Genomic DNA, 14,500 nt, shown 5'->3' on the forward strand with positions numbered 1-14,500 from the left:
ATGAGCTCCGCCTGTGCGTCCTCATCGAAGAGCTTGAGGAACTCATCCACCGTGATGGGATGATCTGCACACTGCACATCCGCCTCGATCTTGAAAATCTGAAGCGATGAGCTCATCCGGAAATCCCTCCCAGGTTCGGGGACGGTGTGACCGTCCCCGAAAATGTCAGACGGTTACCGGTATCCTCTCAAATCTGATGTATTCGGGCAGCGGGTCTCCGATGAGCGGAAGGGCGTATTCATAGAATTTCTCCGTGACGAAGTTGCCCTCCTCGTTGATGAACTCGTCGGGGACCTTCTTCTCGGCGTTGGCGACATAATCCAGATCTACGGTGCCGGTGGTGCATCTATACGGATGGTTCGACTCGCGCACCAGCGAGACCATCTTATCGGTGACGCCCTCCACGGCCAGCTCCACCGCCTTGGCGCCCGCCATATACGCCTCCTCCAGATCGGTCCGGGAGGCCAGGAGTATGGAGGAACGTTGGATCGTGCCGGGCTTATCGAACCGGGCTTTGATCTTCAGTTCAGTGGCGATCAGATCACATAGATACGCCGCCACTCCTCCCAGCTGTTTGTGTCCGAACTTGTCCACGTCAACGGCGCGGCCGGAAGCGACGAGATATTCACCCTTTTCGTCCTTCAACCCCTCGCAGACGGTGATCAGACAGTATCCCAGTTTGCTGTAGACCCTATCCACATCCGCCAGGAATTTCTCCCTGTCAAACACCCTTTCGGGCAGATAGATGAGATGTGGGGCGCTATCCTCGGAATCCCTGGCCAAAGCGGTCGAGGCGGTGATCCATCCGGCGTTACGGCCCATGGTCTCGATGATCTTAACGTTATCCACCACCCCTATCGCCTCGGTGTCCCTGCCGGCATCCTTCGTGGCCATGGCGTTCCATCTGGCGACGGAGCCATACCCTGGACAGTGATCTGTTCCCGCGAGGTCGTTATCCACCGTTTTGGGAACGCCCATGCATCTGAGCTCGTATCCCTCCTTTTTAGCCAGCTCGCCTACCTTATGAGCGGTGTCCATCGAGTCATTGCCGCCGATGTAGATGAAATATCTGATGTTATATTTCTTAAAGACCTCCAGCACCTTGCCGTAGTCCTCCTCCGTGAGCTTATACCTGCATGATCCGAGCGCCGCCGAAGGGGTTCTTTTGAGCCCCTCGATCACCCTCGGGTCCTGTCTGCGAAGATCTATCAGATCCTCGTTCAGCACGCCCAATATCCCGTGAACCATCCCGTAGATATTTTGAATCTCGTCATGCCTAAACGCCTCCTGGATAACTCCGCAGAGGCTGCTGTTTATGACGGCGGTCGGGCCACCTGATTGGCCGACGATGAGATTGCCTTTAAGTTTCCCCGCCATTTTCCCCTCCTCACTATCATCAATTGTTTTAGGTCTAGCCGTGATGAGAGAAATCGCCTCTCAGAGATATCTTCTCAGGCGATCCATATCTCTACCTCTGTTTTCCATAAGGCACTCGATCGCCTGATCCAGGTCGTAACCCTTATGAACGATTCCATTTACCGCCAGAGCCACCGCCAGAGGGTCATCGTCGCCGGGATGGTGGACGTTTCTCCCCACCAGAGCTCCTCTCACGTTCGGTCCGGCCTTCATTCCGTTGACGAACTCCTCCAAGACGGGGGTCGGATCTCCCCTGGATGCCCCGCCGAGCATGAGGATCGGCAGCGTCGTCGCCCTTGCGACGATCTCAAAGTTCTCACAATATGGGATCTTCAGCCAGGTGTAGGCTGAGGAGACCCCCAGGGCCGAAGCCACCCCGACGACCTTGGCCAATTCCTCGGCCCTCTTGATCGATTTATACCCCTCCTCCGTCTTTTCGACCCAGAGCGCCTCAACGAAGGCGTAAAGCCCATACTCCAGACACTCGTTTACCGCCTGAGCGCAGTACATGATGGTTTTCCCCGAATCGGGCGAGTTCGGATCGAGCCTGAACATCATCTTCGCTCCGTCCAACCTCATATCGGCGATCATCTCGGCGGAGTAAGCGGTGAATCGATCATCCATTTCGAATACCGTCCCGCTCAATCCCCCTCTGTTCATGCAGCCGAGGATCACCTTATCGTCGAGAAATCCCTCTCCGCCTGCCTCCTTGATCAGATAGTTGACTATGAAGAGCTCCTCGATGATATCGGGCGTGCCCATCACACCGTCGAACTCCTCACTCGTGATGACCCTGAGGATACGCCCCAGGTACGAGTGGCGGTTTGCCATGGCGATCGGATCGTCACCCGATTTCGTGACGTTCCGGGCCGGGTGATCGCAGGCCAAAATGGTGAGCTTCCCGTCCCTGGTCAGGGTCTCACGCCTTTTGCGAGCCTGCGCCTCCTGATAGATCACATCGGGCGAGTTCACCCTCACCTCCACTATCCTTGAGAAGAGCTCCCAGGGAAAGAACTCCTCGACGTTAAACCTGTAATCCCCTATAGAGTATCTCATCCGATATCCCCCCTTTAAAGTTTAGCTATGTATTGCCTTACGATCCTCCCCGTTCCCTCGCTTCTGAAGGCTTTGAAGAACTCCAACGCCGATTCGTACGCGGCGTCGGCCACTTTCTTCTTGATCTCATCCGGCAGGTTTAACGTCTCCTCTAGGAAGACGGCATTCGCGTATTCGATGCCGAGCTTCTCCAATCCCAGCTCCTCCTTCTTTTTCTCAGCCCACTCCACATATTTCTCCTTCAAACCCGGGACGTTATCCAGGAGGATGTTCTGCCAATGGGTCCCGACGTTCCCCTTCCGTATCCCATAGTCGGCGAACTGTCCGACGAGATGTAAAGGCGTTCCCGTGATACCATGTTGGGCTATCGGAATGCCCGTCGCCTCGTATATCTCCCCGGTTCTTTGGAGGTTGATATGCACCTCCTCGCCGGGGGCGTAGTTTCCGTGTTTGCTGCCGTTGTTTATAGCGAGCAGATTCGGCGTTATCCCCGCTGCTTTGAGCCTCTCGATGTACTCGGTGGCCTCATCGACCGTGGTGATCTCCTCCTTGCCGATCTCACCTACCTCGGCCTCAAGGCCGAATCCGTTCTCGACGATCGGGATAACCAGACATGTCAGGATAGCGGCGTTTTCAGGTATGGGCACGAAAGAGGGATCTATGCCGAAGGATGTGAACCCGGCCTCCAACTCCTGCTCTATGAGCGTCTTAGCCTCAGATATCTGCGAAAGGGTGACGGACTTTATCTGGATGTGATCTCCGTGGAGGAAATAGACGAGATTCGGAAACTCCTCAGCATACCTGTTAACTATATCCGCGTACATCTGGGGGTTCATCCCCGAAAGCCCTTTATCCCCGTCCTCGTACAGCCCTTCTATGTTCGTCAGGAATATCTCCCTCTTCGAAAGCTCGAACGCCACGACGGCGTCCAGCTCCTGGGCGGCCCTCATTATGCCCGGGATGGGAAGGGGATTCCTGGTGTTACACGCCATAACTATAACGGGCTCATCCTTAAGGGCATTCCATACGTGAGCCCCATTGACGTGAATCGCCATTCTCAAACCTCCTCGTTCTCCTACCCTAGGATTTCATTGACGATAGGTTCACATCTCTTAAGCCATGCATGCTTCGGATCATCCCTGGGTGCCAGAACCCTCTTCTCCCCTGCCAGCACCCAAAGGTAGTAAAGCCTATAGCCGGGCCCCGCCACGACCGGATGATACCCCTGTGGGATCGCAACGACGGAGTTGTTCTCTATCACATATGCCTCGTTAAGGGAAAGGTCATCCGTGTAGATGCGTTGCAGGCCGAATCCCTCCTCCGGGTGTAGCTTAAAGAGGTAAACTTCCTCCATATCGCTTTCCTCAGGGAGGTTATCGAAATCGTGCCTGTGTGGGGGGGCGCTCGACCAATTGCCGGGGGGATTAAAGGTCTCACCTACGACCAGGCTTCGCGCCTGGATCTCCAGATCGACGATATCGTATATGTCACGCCTCCAGTTGTGAGCCCCGACGGAACGATATTTCACCCTTTCAGGCGTTATCACCTGAGGAGGCACCTCTAGATCCGACGGCGCCTTACAGACCGCCATCTCCACTTCGCTTAGGGGGGTTATATCCAGCTCGGACCCGAAGGGCAGATACACCCCGGAGGGTTTGTCCGAAAAGACATCTCTGCGGCTGAGCCGGGTGATCATCCCGCCGTCGATCGAGACGGTGCATTCGCCGCTTAAAAGCACGAATACCATCTCCTCATCCGGCGAGCTTTCAGTATGGGTCATCCCCTCGGCAAGCCTCAATATTCCGAACTCTATCAGCTCTAACCCCAGTTCACCCCTTGAAATCACAGGGGTATAACCATACTGGGGGGAATATCTGCGATGCAGGTTCATCTCCCTATCTCCATTTCATCCGACAGATATAGTTAAGTTTTCTCTCCTACAACCTGATGATAGAAATAGACAAATATCTTCTCATAGTATCCTTTGCCCACTCCTCTTATCCTTCTTATTTCCCTGAACCTTGTAACTGGCAGTTTCTTAACGACTTCACATAAAACATCACCTCTTATTCCGATGTCACTTTGAACTTTGGTTCTATATGCTATATCCTCTTTTATTTTATTGAACAGCTTAATCATTCTATCCTCTACGCCCCAGGGTTTAGGTTTCTCATCTAGGCATATAAAAACTTCTATATCTAAGGAGACTAGATATTTTTCCATAACCGGTTTTACAACGCTCCAATCCAACCCACCGTTTCGACAGCCAAGCTTTGGAAAAGCAATTGAACGGATGTTCATCCTATGATAGTTTTGGGCGAAATACCTTAATCCTTCTTCTATCCATTCAATCCTAGAGGGATACCTCCAATGATATTTAGTTGGAAAGTTCAGAATCCATGGCTTTAACTCGTTAAAGAGATAAGGTCTACCCGGCTTCACCATATTTTGCTTACACCGCTTCCGGTAATCCCTAAACATCTCAGGATAACGCAGTTTAAACTCCAACGCTAAGCCCGCTCCCATAACCCCTTTACAGTTAACCGTATTAACGATCACCTGCGTATCCATATCAAACACGGTATAGTCGCTGTATTTTATCATGGGAAATAAAACCCCTTTTTCACCTCAGCAATTATCTTCTGCCCGGAACTCCGAACAATCTCTTCAACCTTAGCTCTCGCTTCGTCCGAATACACGAATATCCTTTCAATAAGGTTAACATTCACCTTTCGAGGGACAAGAACTTCTGCGCATTTTATCCTTTTACCATCCTCAAAGTTCGTCCAGTATTTAGAGTTAATGATGTCCCACTGAAGCTTAGAAAGATTTCCAACGTCCTGATAGAACCTTGTCCTCTCCGAAGCAGCATTTCCATCCGAGAATATAACACCGGGTTTACCTATTATCGAAGAATCTACAGCAATTATGGCTATCTGATCCTGGTATTCACGTCTTTTATACAACATTGGGTTACGTGGAGAGAAATAAAATGGAACATAATCATACAGTGATACTATGAGATCTCTGTCTTTTATTCTTAAAACGAACCTTTTCGCTTCCCTTCGAGCTTGGACCTTATAGTTTGATATGTTCCAAAAGCTTACACCGATTTTACCTAGCTCATTCCTTGAAAGCAATCCCAGCTTCAGTATTGAGTCCAAGTTTCGAATAAGCGATAGATGGTATATATGCTCACCCACGTATCTGGTTATAAATTCTTCGATCTCCTTCACCCCTTTGATCCTCCTCGATCTATTAGATAGAGCAATCTCAAAGCTGTCTCATTCCTCGGATCGATCTGAAGGGCCTTCCTGAGATCCTCAAGAGCGAGATCGACCTTTTGAAGGTAGAAGTTACACATCCCTCTCAACGCCCATAGATCGGCCTTCGACGTATAATCATGCCTGTAGAGAAGCTTTTCGTTTTTCATCGCCTGGTCGATCGCCTCTATAGCCGATTTCAGGTCGCCCTCATCGGATCTCCTCAGAAACAACGATAGAGCCAACCCGACCCAGGCGTCGGAGTTCTCCATATCTATCCTGACGGCCTGTTGAAAGGCCCCAACGGCCTGGGATATAAGCTGATCGTTCCCTCCCACCTTCTCCGAGGAGCTCAGGTAGACCCATCCTAACCCGTTATAGGCATCTCCGGGAGGAAGATCGACTGAGGTTGCTCGCTCGAAGCTCATCAGAGCAGAGCTCATATCTCCTACGGAATAATAAGCCCATCCTCTATCTATATCCCTCTGTGACCGCTCGAATGCATCCCTTTCGCCGCTACATCCGATCAGCGCGATACACATCATCACCGCCAACCTGATCGCTGGTCTACCTCTCACCGATAATCCTCCGTTCCGAAGGTCTCTATATCCGACATCGCCTTCATCCAAAACCGTCTGGCGAATTTTCTGAGATCATCATCCTTATCCAGTTTCCCCATGTATTCCTCGATCCATTTCAGCAGGGCGGATCTGACAAGTTTATCCTGAATCTTCTCCCTGAATGCCTCGGCCTCCTCGGATGAGAGCTTATACTCGACCTTGCTTTTTAGTGCGAGATTGGCCATTAGGTGTCTTGTGGCCGCCAGGATGAAGTCGAGCGTCGGATCGAGGAAGAACTTGGTGGTGAAAAACCCCTTCACCGGAAGAGCACGTGCATATTCGGACTTCAACCTGAGCTCACCGAGGACCTTCTCGGCGAGTCTCACCTCGTCGATCTGGGAGATCGGTTTCTCTCCTTCACCTAAAAGCTTGATTCTCCCCTCCTTCTCTTCGGCCGTTAATATGCCCTTCCTTATTTTCTCCAGGAACCGCTTTTCCAGGACATTGAACACCTCCACCGGCATGGCATCTATCAGAGCGATGTCCTGTCTGAGCATATCGATGCTTCTAGGGGGATGGATCAGATTTTTCTCCAGCAGATCCTGGGCTCCCTGTTTGAGCCTGTTGATGAGCGTGTTTCCGATCTTGAAGAAGATGACCAATTTGTTCTTAGAGATCAGGTTTGCCGCTCTTTCGAGATCGCCTCCGCTCGCGAATTGCAATCCGAGGTTCACGGTTCTAACCGTTTCATCCACGCCCTGTCTGGCGGCATATCTGGCGGAGGTGGTCTGGAGTCTAAGTATCATCAGGTGATGTGACATGCTCGCTGCATCCCGCACCAACTTGTCCTGGATCTCATCAGTCAGCAGATCCCGTTCGATAGCCCTCTCTATCGCCCGGGCGAGGAACATCCTCGGGTCATATGTGGTAAGCCATCCCAGATCAGCCATCCTCCCTGAGAGCCTCCTCAAGTATCCCGACCGCCTCATCGACATGAGCTTCATTTATTATCAGAGGCGGTAGAAATCTTATGACGGTATTGGCCGTGGCTATCGTTAAGAGCCCTTTCTGAACGCATCTGGCGGCATAGGGCTTGGCATCTCGATCCAGCTCCACCCCGACGATCAAGCCTATTCCTCTGATCTGTTTGATAAAGGGGAATTTATCCTTCAGTCCCTCAAGTTTTTCCCTGAGGTATTCCCCCATTCGAGCGGCGTTTTGTGGTAGTTTTTCCTCGATGGTGGTTTTAAGGGCAGCAGTAGCGGCGGCACATGCTAGCGGATTCCCGCCGAAGGTAGAGGCATGGGATCCTGGCGTGAGGCTCTCGGCAATATGTTTCTTTGTCAGCATCGCCCCTATGGGCACCCCGCCTCCCAGGGCCTTCGCCATGGTTATGATATCCGGCTCGACGTCGAAATACTCGTATCCGAAAAGGGTGCCCAGTCTCCCCATCGCAGTCTGAACTTCGTCTAGAATCAGAAGCAACTTACGCTCGTCACAGATCCGACGCAGTCCTTTGAGATAATCCGGATCGGGGATGTGAACGCCGCCTTCGGATTGAACGGGCTCCACCATCACGGCACAGGTTTTCTCATCTATCGCCTTTTCAACGGCCTCAAGATCGTTGAAGGGCACATACTTAAATCCAGGCATCAGAGGCTCGAACCCCTTATGATACTTCGTCTGCCCCGTGGCCGTTATGGTCGCCAGGGTTCTTCCATGGAAGGAGTTGAGCATAGTGATGATCTCGTATCTTCCGGGATCAACTTTCTCCTTAGAGTATTTTCTCGCCAGCTTTATAGCCGCCTCGTTTGCCTCCGCCCCGCTGTTACAGAAGAAACACTGATCCGCGAATGAGTTTTCGGCCAAAAGCCGTGCCAATCTCGCCTGGGGCTCGATGTAATAGAGGTTTGAGCAGTGGATCAGGGTTTCGGCCTGTCTTTTGATCGCCTCGACCACGTTGGGATGGCAGTGACCGAGCGAGTTGACCGCTATACCGCCCAGAAAATCCAGATATCTTTTGCCGTCGGCGTCCCAAACGTAACATCCCTCTCCGCGTACGAGGGCGATCTCCCTTTCACCATAGGTGTTGATTATATAGCGGGAAGCCAACTCCTTGATCTCGGCGTTCGTCATCTTCCACTCCTCCGAGGGAATTCTGCATGAATTAGGTTACATCACAAAAGGGGAAAAGTCAAGCAGAGGCAACCGAGCGCATAAGTGATAATGTATTAGAAAGTTAGAGCACCATATCTGTTGAAAATACCCCTATTTTATGTTATCGTATCAACCGCGAAGGCTGGCATAGCCATACTGGTAGTCTTTCTTTCTGGGGGAGAAGTGAGGATTCTATCGATGTCCAAGGGACTTGGAGGATGAGACATGAAGGCTGGGGTTAGCTGTTACTGTTTCAACCTCCTACTGAGGGAGGGTAAGGTTACCCTCATGGATGTGATCCAGTTCATAGGATCACGGACAGAGGCCGAATACGTCGAGCTGCTGAGCCGGTTCTGGATACCAGATAGCGATGAGAGAGAACAGGCGAGGGAGGCGAAAAGGCTGATAGACCAGCTCGGCTTGAAGGTCTCGTGTTACACGTTGGACAGCGATTTCTCCGTCTACGATGAGGAGAGGTATAGGGGATGTATCGATCTGTGTAAGAGGAGGCTGGAGACGGCCCAGATACTGGGAACGGATACGATCCGACTGGATCCTCGCACCTCGCTGGAAGGTAAATCGCCGGATGAGGTGGATCTGGATGAGATACTCGTCCGCATCGCTCAGGGCATGGCCGAGGTCGCCGACGCCGCGGCGGAGAGGGGGATCAAGGTGGGGGTTGAAAACCACGGAAGGCTGTTGGGACGTTCCGATCAGATAGAGCGGATCGTCAAAACGGTGAACCGTCCGAATTTCGGGATCAACCTGGACTTCACCAACTTCCGGCAGGTGTTCGGCGAGGATCACCTTGAAGCCGCGAGAAAACTGGCCAAATACACGGTTCACGTCCACGCTAAGGATTTCCTCATCAGCCGTGAGCCCCGCGAGGGATGGATTCAGATCCCCACGGGGGAATACATCCGTCCGACGACCGGGGGGAAAGGCGACGCGCGGTGGCGTGAGGTGTTTCAAACGCTAAAAGAAGCGGGATACGACGGTGTGATATCGCTGGAGGTGGTCGATCGAGAGGACATCGAGGGGAGCGTCATAGAGGGGGTCGCGAACATCCGGCGCATAATCGACGGGATAGAGGGAAGGCAATAGATATGTCGAAATGGATTCGGATCACAGCGTTCATCATACCTCTGGTCTTGACGCTGACTTTCGAGATCGCGGACAAACGCCTTCATAGGAGGAATTCGAGGAGGGCAGAGATGAAAGTTCTCAACAACCTGGCAGCTGATCCGGATCAGATCAGCCCAATGCTTCTGAATATCTCGGCTAGTTCGGGATGATCTTTCACCAAGTCTTGTGCCTTCTCTCTTATTTGTCTAATAGCCTCCTTCTGCTCTTGCCGTTTTTGCCACCACTGGGCAAAGATAGGTCCTCCTACAATAGTGCCCAATATAGCGACGAAAATAGCTACCGCCATTGCGATAATAGCCTGAGTTAGCGCATCAATCCGAGCTGTTGTCCTTGCTTCAAGTTCGATGAGATCATCTTTGCTGGCCATAGCGTTCATCCTGCCTTTTATCTCAGAGATCTCGCCTTTCAGTGCTACGATATCATCCTTCGTAGCCATGCCCCTCATCTCAGCTCTAACGGCTTTTATCTCCCCTTTTAGCTCAGCGATGTCCATCTTGATAGGCTCTAGTTTGCGGTCAATCAGTGCGCTAATCTTGTCCAGGTCCCGCTGTGTCAGTTCGGCGAAGGAGGGTAGAGCTATAGACAGGAGCAATATAACACCCAAGGTTTTTTTCATAATGTTGCCTCTCTCTCCATCTCTTCTATCACTTTCACAGCCTCACGGATAAACAGGGTAACGGATTTTCTCGATTTATATTAAAGACTTCGGTATTCGTATTGTTATCTCTGCCGGTTGTTCGGATTTCGGTATCACCTGAAAATTCAAGCTCGGCATCTTATTCACCTACCATGTTTGTTTTGCTACTATTATATAGCATACCTGAATTTCAGACAAGAGGTATATTGCCGGCATAGCTGTTATTGAATCAACGCTGTGGCAACAACCAAGCTCTGATTGAGCCTGCTGGTGAGAGTGTCAACATCAAGGGAGTAGAGTTCGTTGAAGATGGTGTTTGGATGGGGGGCGGTTATCTTCAGGGCGGGCAGCCGAATCGGCCGGTATGTCCCGAACTTCTGCCGCTGGGCGATTAGTATAACGAAGTTCGACAATATCCGATTTGGAACTGGGAGGGCTAAATTATGAGAAGGATCTTCATCCTTGCGTCCATAGCGATGCTTAGCATCCTTTCTGGGTTAGGATCGAACGCCGATGTCCTTTGTATGCTGCCACGATCGATTTACCCTAAAGTAGTTTTGGTCCATAACGGCGAATCGTCCGCCCTCATCGTAGCTCCCCAAAAGGGCCCCTTCGCCGAGGCCGGGCGGGAGATCCAGGGGATCATCCACGAAGCAACCGGGGTGAGTGTGCCGATTCGCCCGCCGAAGAACGTCACGGACGAGAGGGGACTATCGCTCACACCGGAGGCGAAGAGGGCGAATCTGATCTTCATCGGAAATCTCTCCGTCAACTCCGCCCTCTTTGAGCCCTACGTGCGTCGTATGCTTGTGGCCGATGAGGACGATCCGGGACCGGGGAGGTTCAAAATAGTGACGCATCCAAATCCATGGGGAACGGGCGTCGGTCTGGTTCTGATCGGGGCGTCGGACGCTGAGGGGATGAGAAAGGCGCTGAGGGAGTTCGGGAGGATCGTCGAAGAGCGCGCCAAGCCTGGGGAACTCGTCCTCGAACGGATCGTCCTGCCGGGGCCTGATCCTCTCCGAGATGCGGTTCAGTCCTATTGGAAACGGATGGCCCGCCCGCGGAACGAGGATATGATCCGGGGGTTTAAGAGGGCCAAGAGCATGCACCTGGGATACTACATCGCCAGAAAGCTGTTCGAGTTCACGCTGATCACCGATCTGGGCTATCTTACGGAGGAGGAGGTCAACGACGTCGAGAACTCGGTTTTCCGCTGAGGCTGCCCTTAGGTGGGATTAAACCCCAAAGGCCATCTGAATGGTCGGGCGTGATGTGGCTGCCTATCTCGCCGCACTCATACAGTCAGGCCTTGAACGATAAAAATCGAGCGCAATTGGGGATACCCCGTGATCGAACCGTCGAACTGTTGGTCTTCCGCGATGGTTTCAGCCCGGACGATCAGTATCTATGCCTGGATGGATTCCATAACCCCGGTCCGCCGCTGGGAATTAACTGCGTTCTGCGTTACGTCGATAGAGGGAAGCTTTTCCTGGTTGCCCACACGGGCAAGGAGGGGAACTATTATAAATCGGGCGTCGTGGTGAGCCGGGGCATACGAACGGAGCCCGATCCGTGGGGCGTGGAGCTGGTCGCCGCCGCTAACCTCTCACATATAGGTCTGACGGCCACCACCGTTCCGGGAACAAACGGATGCGACTGGAAACGATGTATCTTCTGGAAACGGGGCGATTACTTCCTGTTCATCGATGAGATCAAGGCGAAGAAGCCGGGGCAGTATAGCCTCACCGCCACCTGGCGGACATGTTCTCCGGCCGAGCTGAGGGACGAGGGGTGGATGCAGAGGCAGGGCGATGTCACCTTTTGGCTGAAACCCGCCTTCAACCTCAATCAGCAGGCCGGACGGGCAGATGAGAGAGAATACCAAGGTGAACTCGTGCCCTACCTGCTGCGACAGTTCATCCAATTTCATCCCGAAAAGAAGGGGGAATTTACAAGCTTCCAGAACATCCTCTACGCCACAGACCCCGGCGATGGGAGGGATTTCACCGCACGGCGGATATCCCCGACGGCCTGTATCGTGCGCGGAATGAGAAGGCGGGGAGGAAAGGAGGAACCGGAGCTGGCGATCATGGGCCTGGGCGACGGATCGATACCGAACGTGCCGCTTAAAACCGACGCCGCCCTGTTCTACGTCTCACCCGAACGAGTCGCCATCGCTGACGGGACTTTCCTTCAGTGGAGGGATGCCCGAATCATATCGAAGGGTGAGATGAGAGAGGAGGAGGTCGAGATCTCAGATGATCATCTGAAGGGAATAATCAGGAACGATCTGGAATCGCTCTGGAGGAGGATCGAACGGGAAAGGGAAAGATGCGGGGGCGCTATCGCCCTAAGGTCGGAGGTTGGGACCGAAATTGAACCTCGGATGAAGTGGAAGTTCGACGGTTTCCGCTCTCACCTCCAAAGGGTGGTTCCGGCCGACGTGGAGAGATCGCCCGACGGTAGGATCTGGACGTGCCGGTTCGACGGGGAGGTGGATCTGGCGGAAGTGATCGTAGGAGAGCCTCCGGTGGGCGCTTTCCCCGAACCTAAAGCGGTTGAAAGATTCTTTGAGAAAGTGGTCGTCGAGTTCAGCTCCGACGGGTTTAAGATGGATATCCGAGCGGCTCCCTCGCCGCCGAAGCCCTCTTATCGTATCCTCGGACCTCGCGGCAAAAGCTACTTCTACGTCCGGAACCTGCTGATCTTCCCCGGAATGCGGTGTAAAGCGGTGCGCGTGAGGCTGGTCAAATGGAGGAAAAGCCCGAACGTTAAGCCGTTCATCGGTTCAGTCGAGTTTTATTCGACGAAACGGGAGCGGGCAGAGATATGCCGGTTGTTCACATCCGACCTGAACGGCGACGGGAGGCGTGAGGTGATCGCTCTGACGAGGGATAATCAACTCGTGGTGCTCAACGATGAGGGCGAGAAGCTGTGGGAGTACACGTTCAGGCATAGGGTGATCTCGCTAGAGGCGCTCGATGTGAACGGAGACGGCCAGAGGGAGATCCTGGCCTGCGATGCGGCGAGTTACCTCTATCGTTTCGCTCCCGACGGCTCGCTTGAAGGGAAAATGCATCTCAGCACCTCTGAGGATTTCTATAAGGATTTCTTCCGCTTTAACAGGGCCTATTCGATGGGAGTGTGGCAACCCGGGCCCGATGAGCCTCCCGCTCTCATCCTGGGGACCTATCAGAGCATCGCCTGGATCACATCGGGCGGTCAGATCATTTGGCGTCCTCCAGGAGAGGAGTTCAAGCTTCCAACCCAATCCGGTTATCTCTGGCGCGGCCTGGTGTATTGGGAAAAAGTCCTCCCCAACGGCATCGATCTAAACGGGGATGGGACGATGGATCAGGTTTTCATGAGCTATGGATGGGGAGGAGCGAGGCCGTCGGTGATCTTCTTCGACGGGGCCAGACGTGACGCCATGGCTGAATATGAGATCCCAAACGGACGACCTATCGGGCTGAAGGTGATTCGTCTTCCTGACGGGCATCGGGCGATACTCGCCATCAACGAGTTTCACCTCGGTTTGTATTCGACCGAGGGGGCAAAGGAACTATGGCGGGTGCGATTTGACATCCCCGCCGCGGCATATGCCATATTGAACGCTCAGAAAGAGGTGTACAGAAGAGGTCAGACGTGGTATTTCCTTCATATGAGGACCGATGATACCATCTTCCACTCGAAGGTTTTCCACCCGTCGGGGAGGAAGGACGAATGGGTGGTGAGCATAGTTTCACAGTGCGGGGATTTCATCTGGGAGACGATGGACAGGATGGATACGGATGATGATTACGTCCGATCGATCGTCGATCGCTATGTGGAGAGGTTCTCCGAGCTGATAGAGGCGGGCATCCCAGTCGTGTTTCACACGCATTGGCAGTCGCTGTTCTCAAACGGTAGAAGGACAGGGTTGAGGGTGCTGGAGGAGATAGGGAAGGAGGTAAGGGAGAGATGGAGCGGGAGGGTGAGATGGACGAAGTGCTCTGACCTGGCAAGGGAGGTGGTTCGATCATGGCAACGATGAGAGTCCTGATATGGTGGGATACGGAGGATTTCATAAACCCCGAAAGCGACGAGGCGCTCCTGTTGTTGCTCAAAGAGCACAAAAAACGGAACGTCCCCGCTGTTTTCAAGATGGTCGGGGAGAAGAACGGTCGGACCGTGGAGGATACATCGCCCTGACTTCAGAGGGGAGAACCGGCCGTGCTTCTGAGGGGAAAAGTCAAGCGAAGGCAACCGGAGATCGGAAAAGT

Annotated in this window: 15 protein-coding genes; 5 read left to right on the top strand and 10 right to left on the bottom strand. The window is 53.0% G+C overall.

The genetic code is table 11. The annotated features are described in order from the left end of the window. Positions 1-165 precede the first annotated feature (165 nt). From J7M22_12860 to J7M22_12900, 9 genes are read right to left on the bottom strand one after another with little or no spacing between them, the layout of a single operon-like run. Positions 166-1,377, bottom strand: coding sequence for a 6-phosphofructokinase (locus J7M22_12860; GenBank protein ID MCD6507498.1), 1,212 nt, complete (start codon positions 1,375-1,377; stop codon positions 166-168). A gap of 60 nt (positions 1,378-1,437) precedes the next feature. Then, positions 1,438-2,472 carry a hypothetical protein gene (locus J7M22_12865; protein ID MCD6507499.1) on the bottom strand — a complete coding sequence of 345 codons (1,035 nt, stop codon included), beginning with the start codon at positions 2,470-2,472 and terminating at the stop codon, positions 1,438-1,440. A 14-nt stretch (positions 2,473-2,486) separates the two neighbouring features. Next, entirely contained in the window at positions 2,487-3,527 is a 1,041-nt protein-coding gene (locus tag J7M22_12870) for a class II fructose-bisphosphate aldolase (protein ID MCD6507500.1), read from the bottom strand. Positions 3,528-3,547: 20 nt separating this feature from the next. After that, positions 3,548-4,363: a 5-deoxy-glucuronate isomerase gene (iolB, locus tag J7M22_12875; protein MCD6507501.1), complete on the bottom strand. Its 816-nt coding sequence runs from the start codon at positions 4,361-4,363 to the stop codon at positions 3,548-3,550. Positions 4,364-4,395: 32 nt separating this feature from the next. Continuing rightward, positions 4,396-5,076 carry a macro domain-containing protein gene (locus tag J7M22_12880; GenBank protein MCD6507502.1) on the bottom strand — a complete coding sequence of 227 codons (681 nt, stop codon included), beginning with the start codon at positions 5,074-5,076 and terminating at the stop codon, positions 4,396-4,398. Next, entirely contained in the window at positions 5,073-5,708 is a 636-nt protein-coding gene (locus J7M22_12885; GenBank protein ID MCD6507503.1) for a DUF4433 domain-containing protein, read from the bottom strand. The genes J7M22_12880 and J7M22_12885 overlap by 4 nt, the downstream gene beginning before the upstream one ends. Continuing rightward, the gene (locus tag J7M22_12890) at positions 5,705-6,313 is read right to left on the bottom strand and encodes a tetratricopeptide repeat protein (protein ID MCD6507504.1); all 609 of its coding nucleotides are present in this window, start codon (positions 6,311-6,313) and stop codon (positions 5,705-5,707) included. The genes J7M22_12885 and J7M22_12890 overlap by 4 nt, the downstream gene beginning before the upstream one ends. Further along, positions 6,310-7,245 (bottom strand): hypothetical protein, encoded by a 936-nt coding sequence (locus J7M22_12895; protein MCD6507505.1) that lies wholly within the window; start codon positions 7,243-7,245, stop codon positions 6,310-6,312. The genes J7M22_12890 and J7M22_12895 overlap by 4 nt, the downstream gene beginning before the upstream one ends. Beyond that, positions 7,238-8,431 (bottom strand): aspartate aminotransferase family protein, encoded by a 1,194-nt coding sequence (locus J7M22_12900; GenBank protein ID MCD6507506.1) that lies wholly within the window; start codon positions 8,429-8,431, stop codon positions 7,238-7,240. Before J7M22_12900 ends, J7M22_12895 begins: the two co-directional genes overlap by 8 nt. 246 nt (positions 8,432-8,677) lie before the next feature. Between J7M22_12900 and J7M22_12905 the strand changes: the two genes are divergently transcribed. Next, the gene (locus J7M22_12905; GenBank protein ID MCD6507507.1) at positions 8,678-9,556 is read left to right on the top strand and encodes a sugar phosphate isomerase/epimerase; all 879 of its coding nucleotides are present in this window, start codon (positions 8,678-8,680) and stop codon (positions 9,554-9,556) included. Positions 9,557-9,701: 145 nt separating this feature from the next. Here J7M22_12905 and J7M22_12910 read toward each other — a convergent pair whose 3' ends face one another. Beyond that, positions 9,702-10,214 (bottom strand): hypothetical protein, encoded by a 513-nt coding sequence (locus tag J7M22_12910; protein MCD6507508.1) that lies wholly within the window; start codon positions 10,212-10,214, stop codon positions 9,702-9,704. A gap of 324 nt (positions 10,215-10,538) precedes the next feature. Here J7M22_12910 and J7M22_12915 point away from each other — a divergent pair, with 324 nt between their 5' ends. From J7M22_12915 to J7M22_12930, 4 genes are read left to right on the top strand one after another with little or no spacing between them, the layout of a single operon-like run. Then, positions 10,539-10,682 carry a hypothetical protein gene (locus tag J7M22_12915; GenBank protein MCD6507509.1) on the top strand — a complete coding sequence of 48 codons (144 nt, stop codon included), beginning with the start codon at positions 10,539-10,541 and terminating at the stop codon, positions 10,680-10,682. After that, positions 10,679-11,455 (top strand): hypothetical protein, encoded by a 777-nt coding sequence (locus J7M22_12920; GenBank protein MCD6507510.1) that lies wholly within the window; start codon positions 10,679-10,681, stop codon positions 11,453-11,455. The genes J7M22_12915 and J7M22_12920 overlap by 4 nt, the downstream gene beginning before the upstream one ends. Before the next feature lie 53 nt (positions 11,456-11,508). After that, positions 11,509-14,271, top strand: coding sequence for a VCBS repeat-containing protein (locus tag J7M22_12925; GenBank protein ID MCD6507511.1), 2,763 nt, complete (start codon positions 11,509-11,511; stop codon positions 14,269-14,271). Beyond that, on the top strand, positions 14,259-14,429 hold the full coding sequence (locus J7M22_12930; protein ID MCD6507512.1) for a hypothetical protein: 171 nt from the start codon (positions 14,259-14,261) through the stop codon (positions 14,427-14,429). The genes J7M22_12925 and J7M22_12930 overlap by 13 nt, the downstream gene beginning before the upstream one ends. Positions 14,430-14,500 lie beyond the last annotated feature (71 nt).

It is taken from the genome of Candidatus Poribacteria bacterium, from assembly GCA_021162805.1.
In the GTDB taxonomy this organism is placed as follows: domain Bacteria; phylum Poribacteria; class WGA-4E; order B28-G17; family B28-G17; genus JAGGXZ01.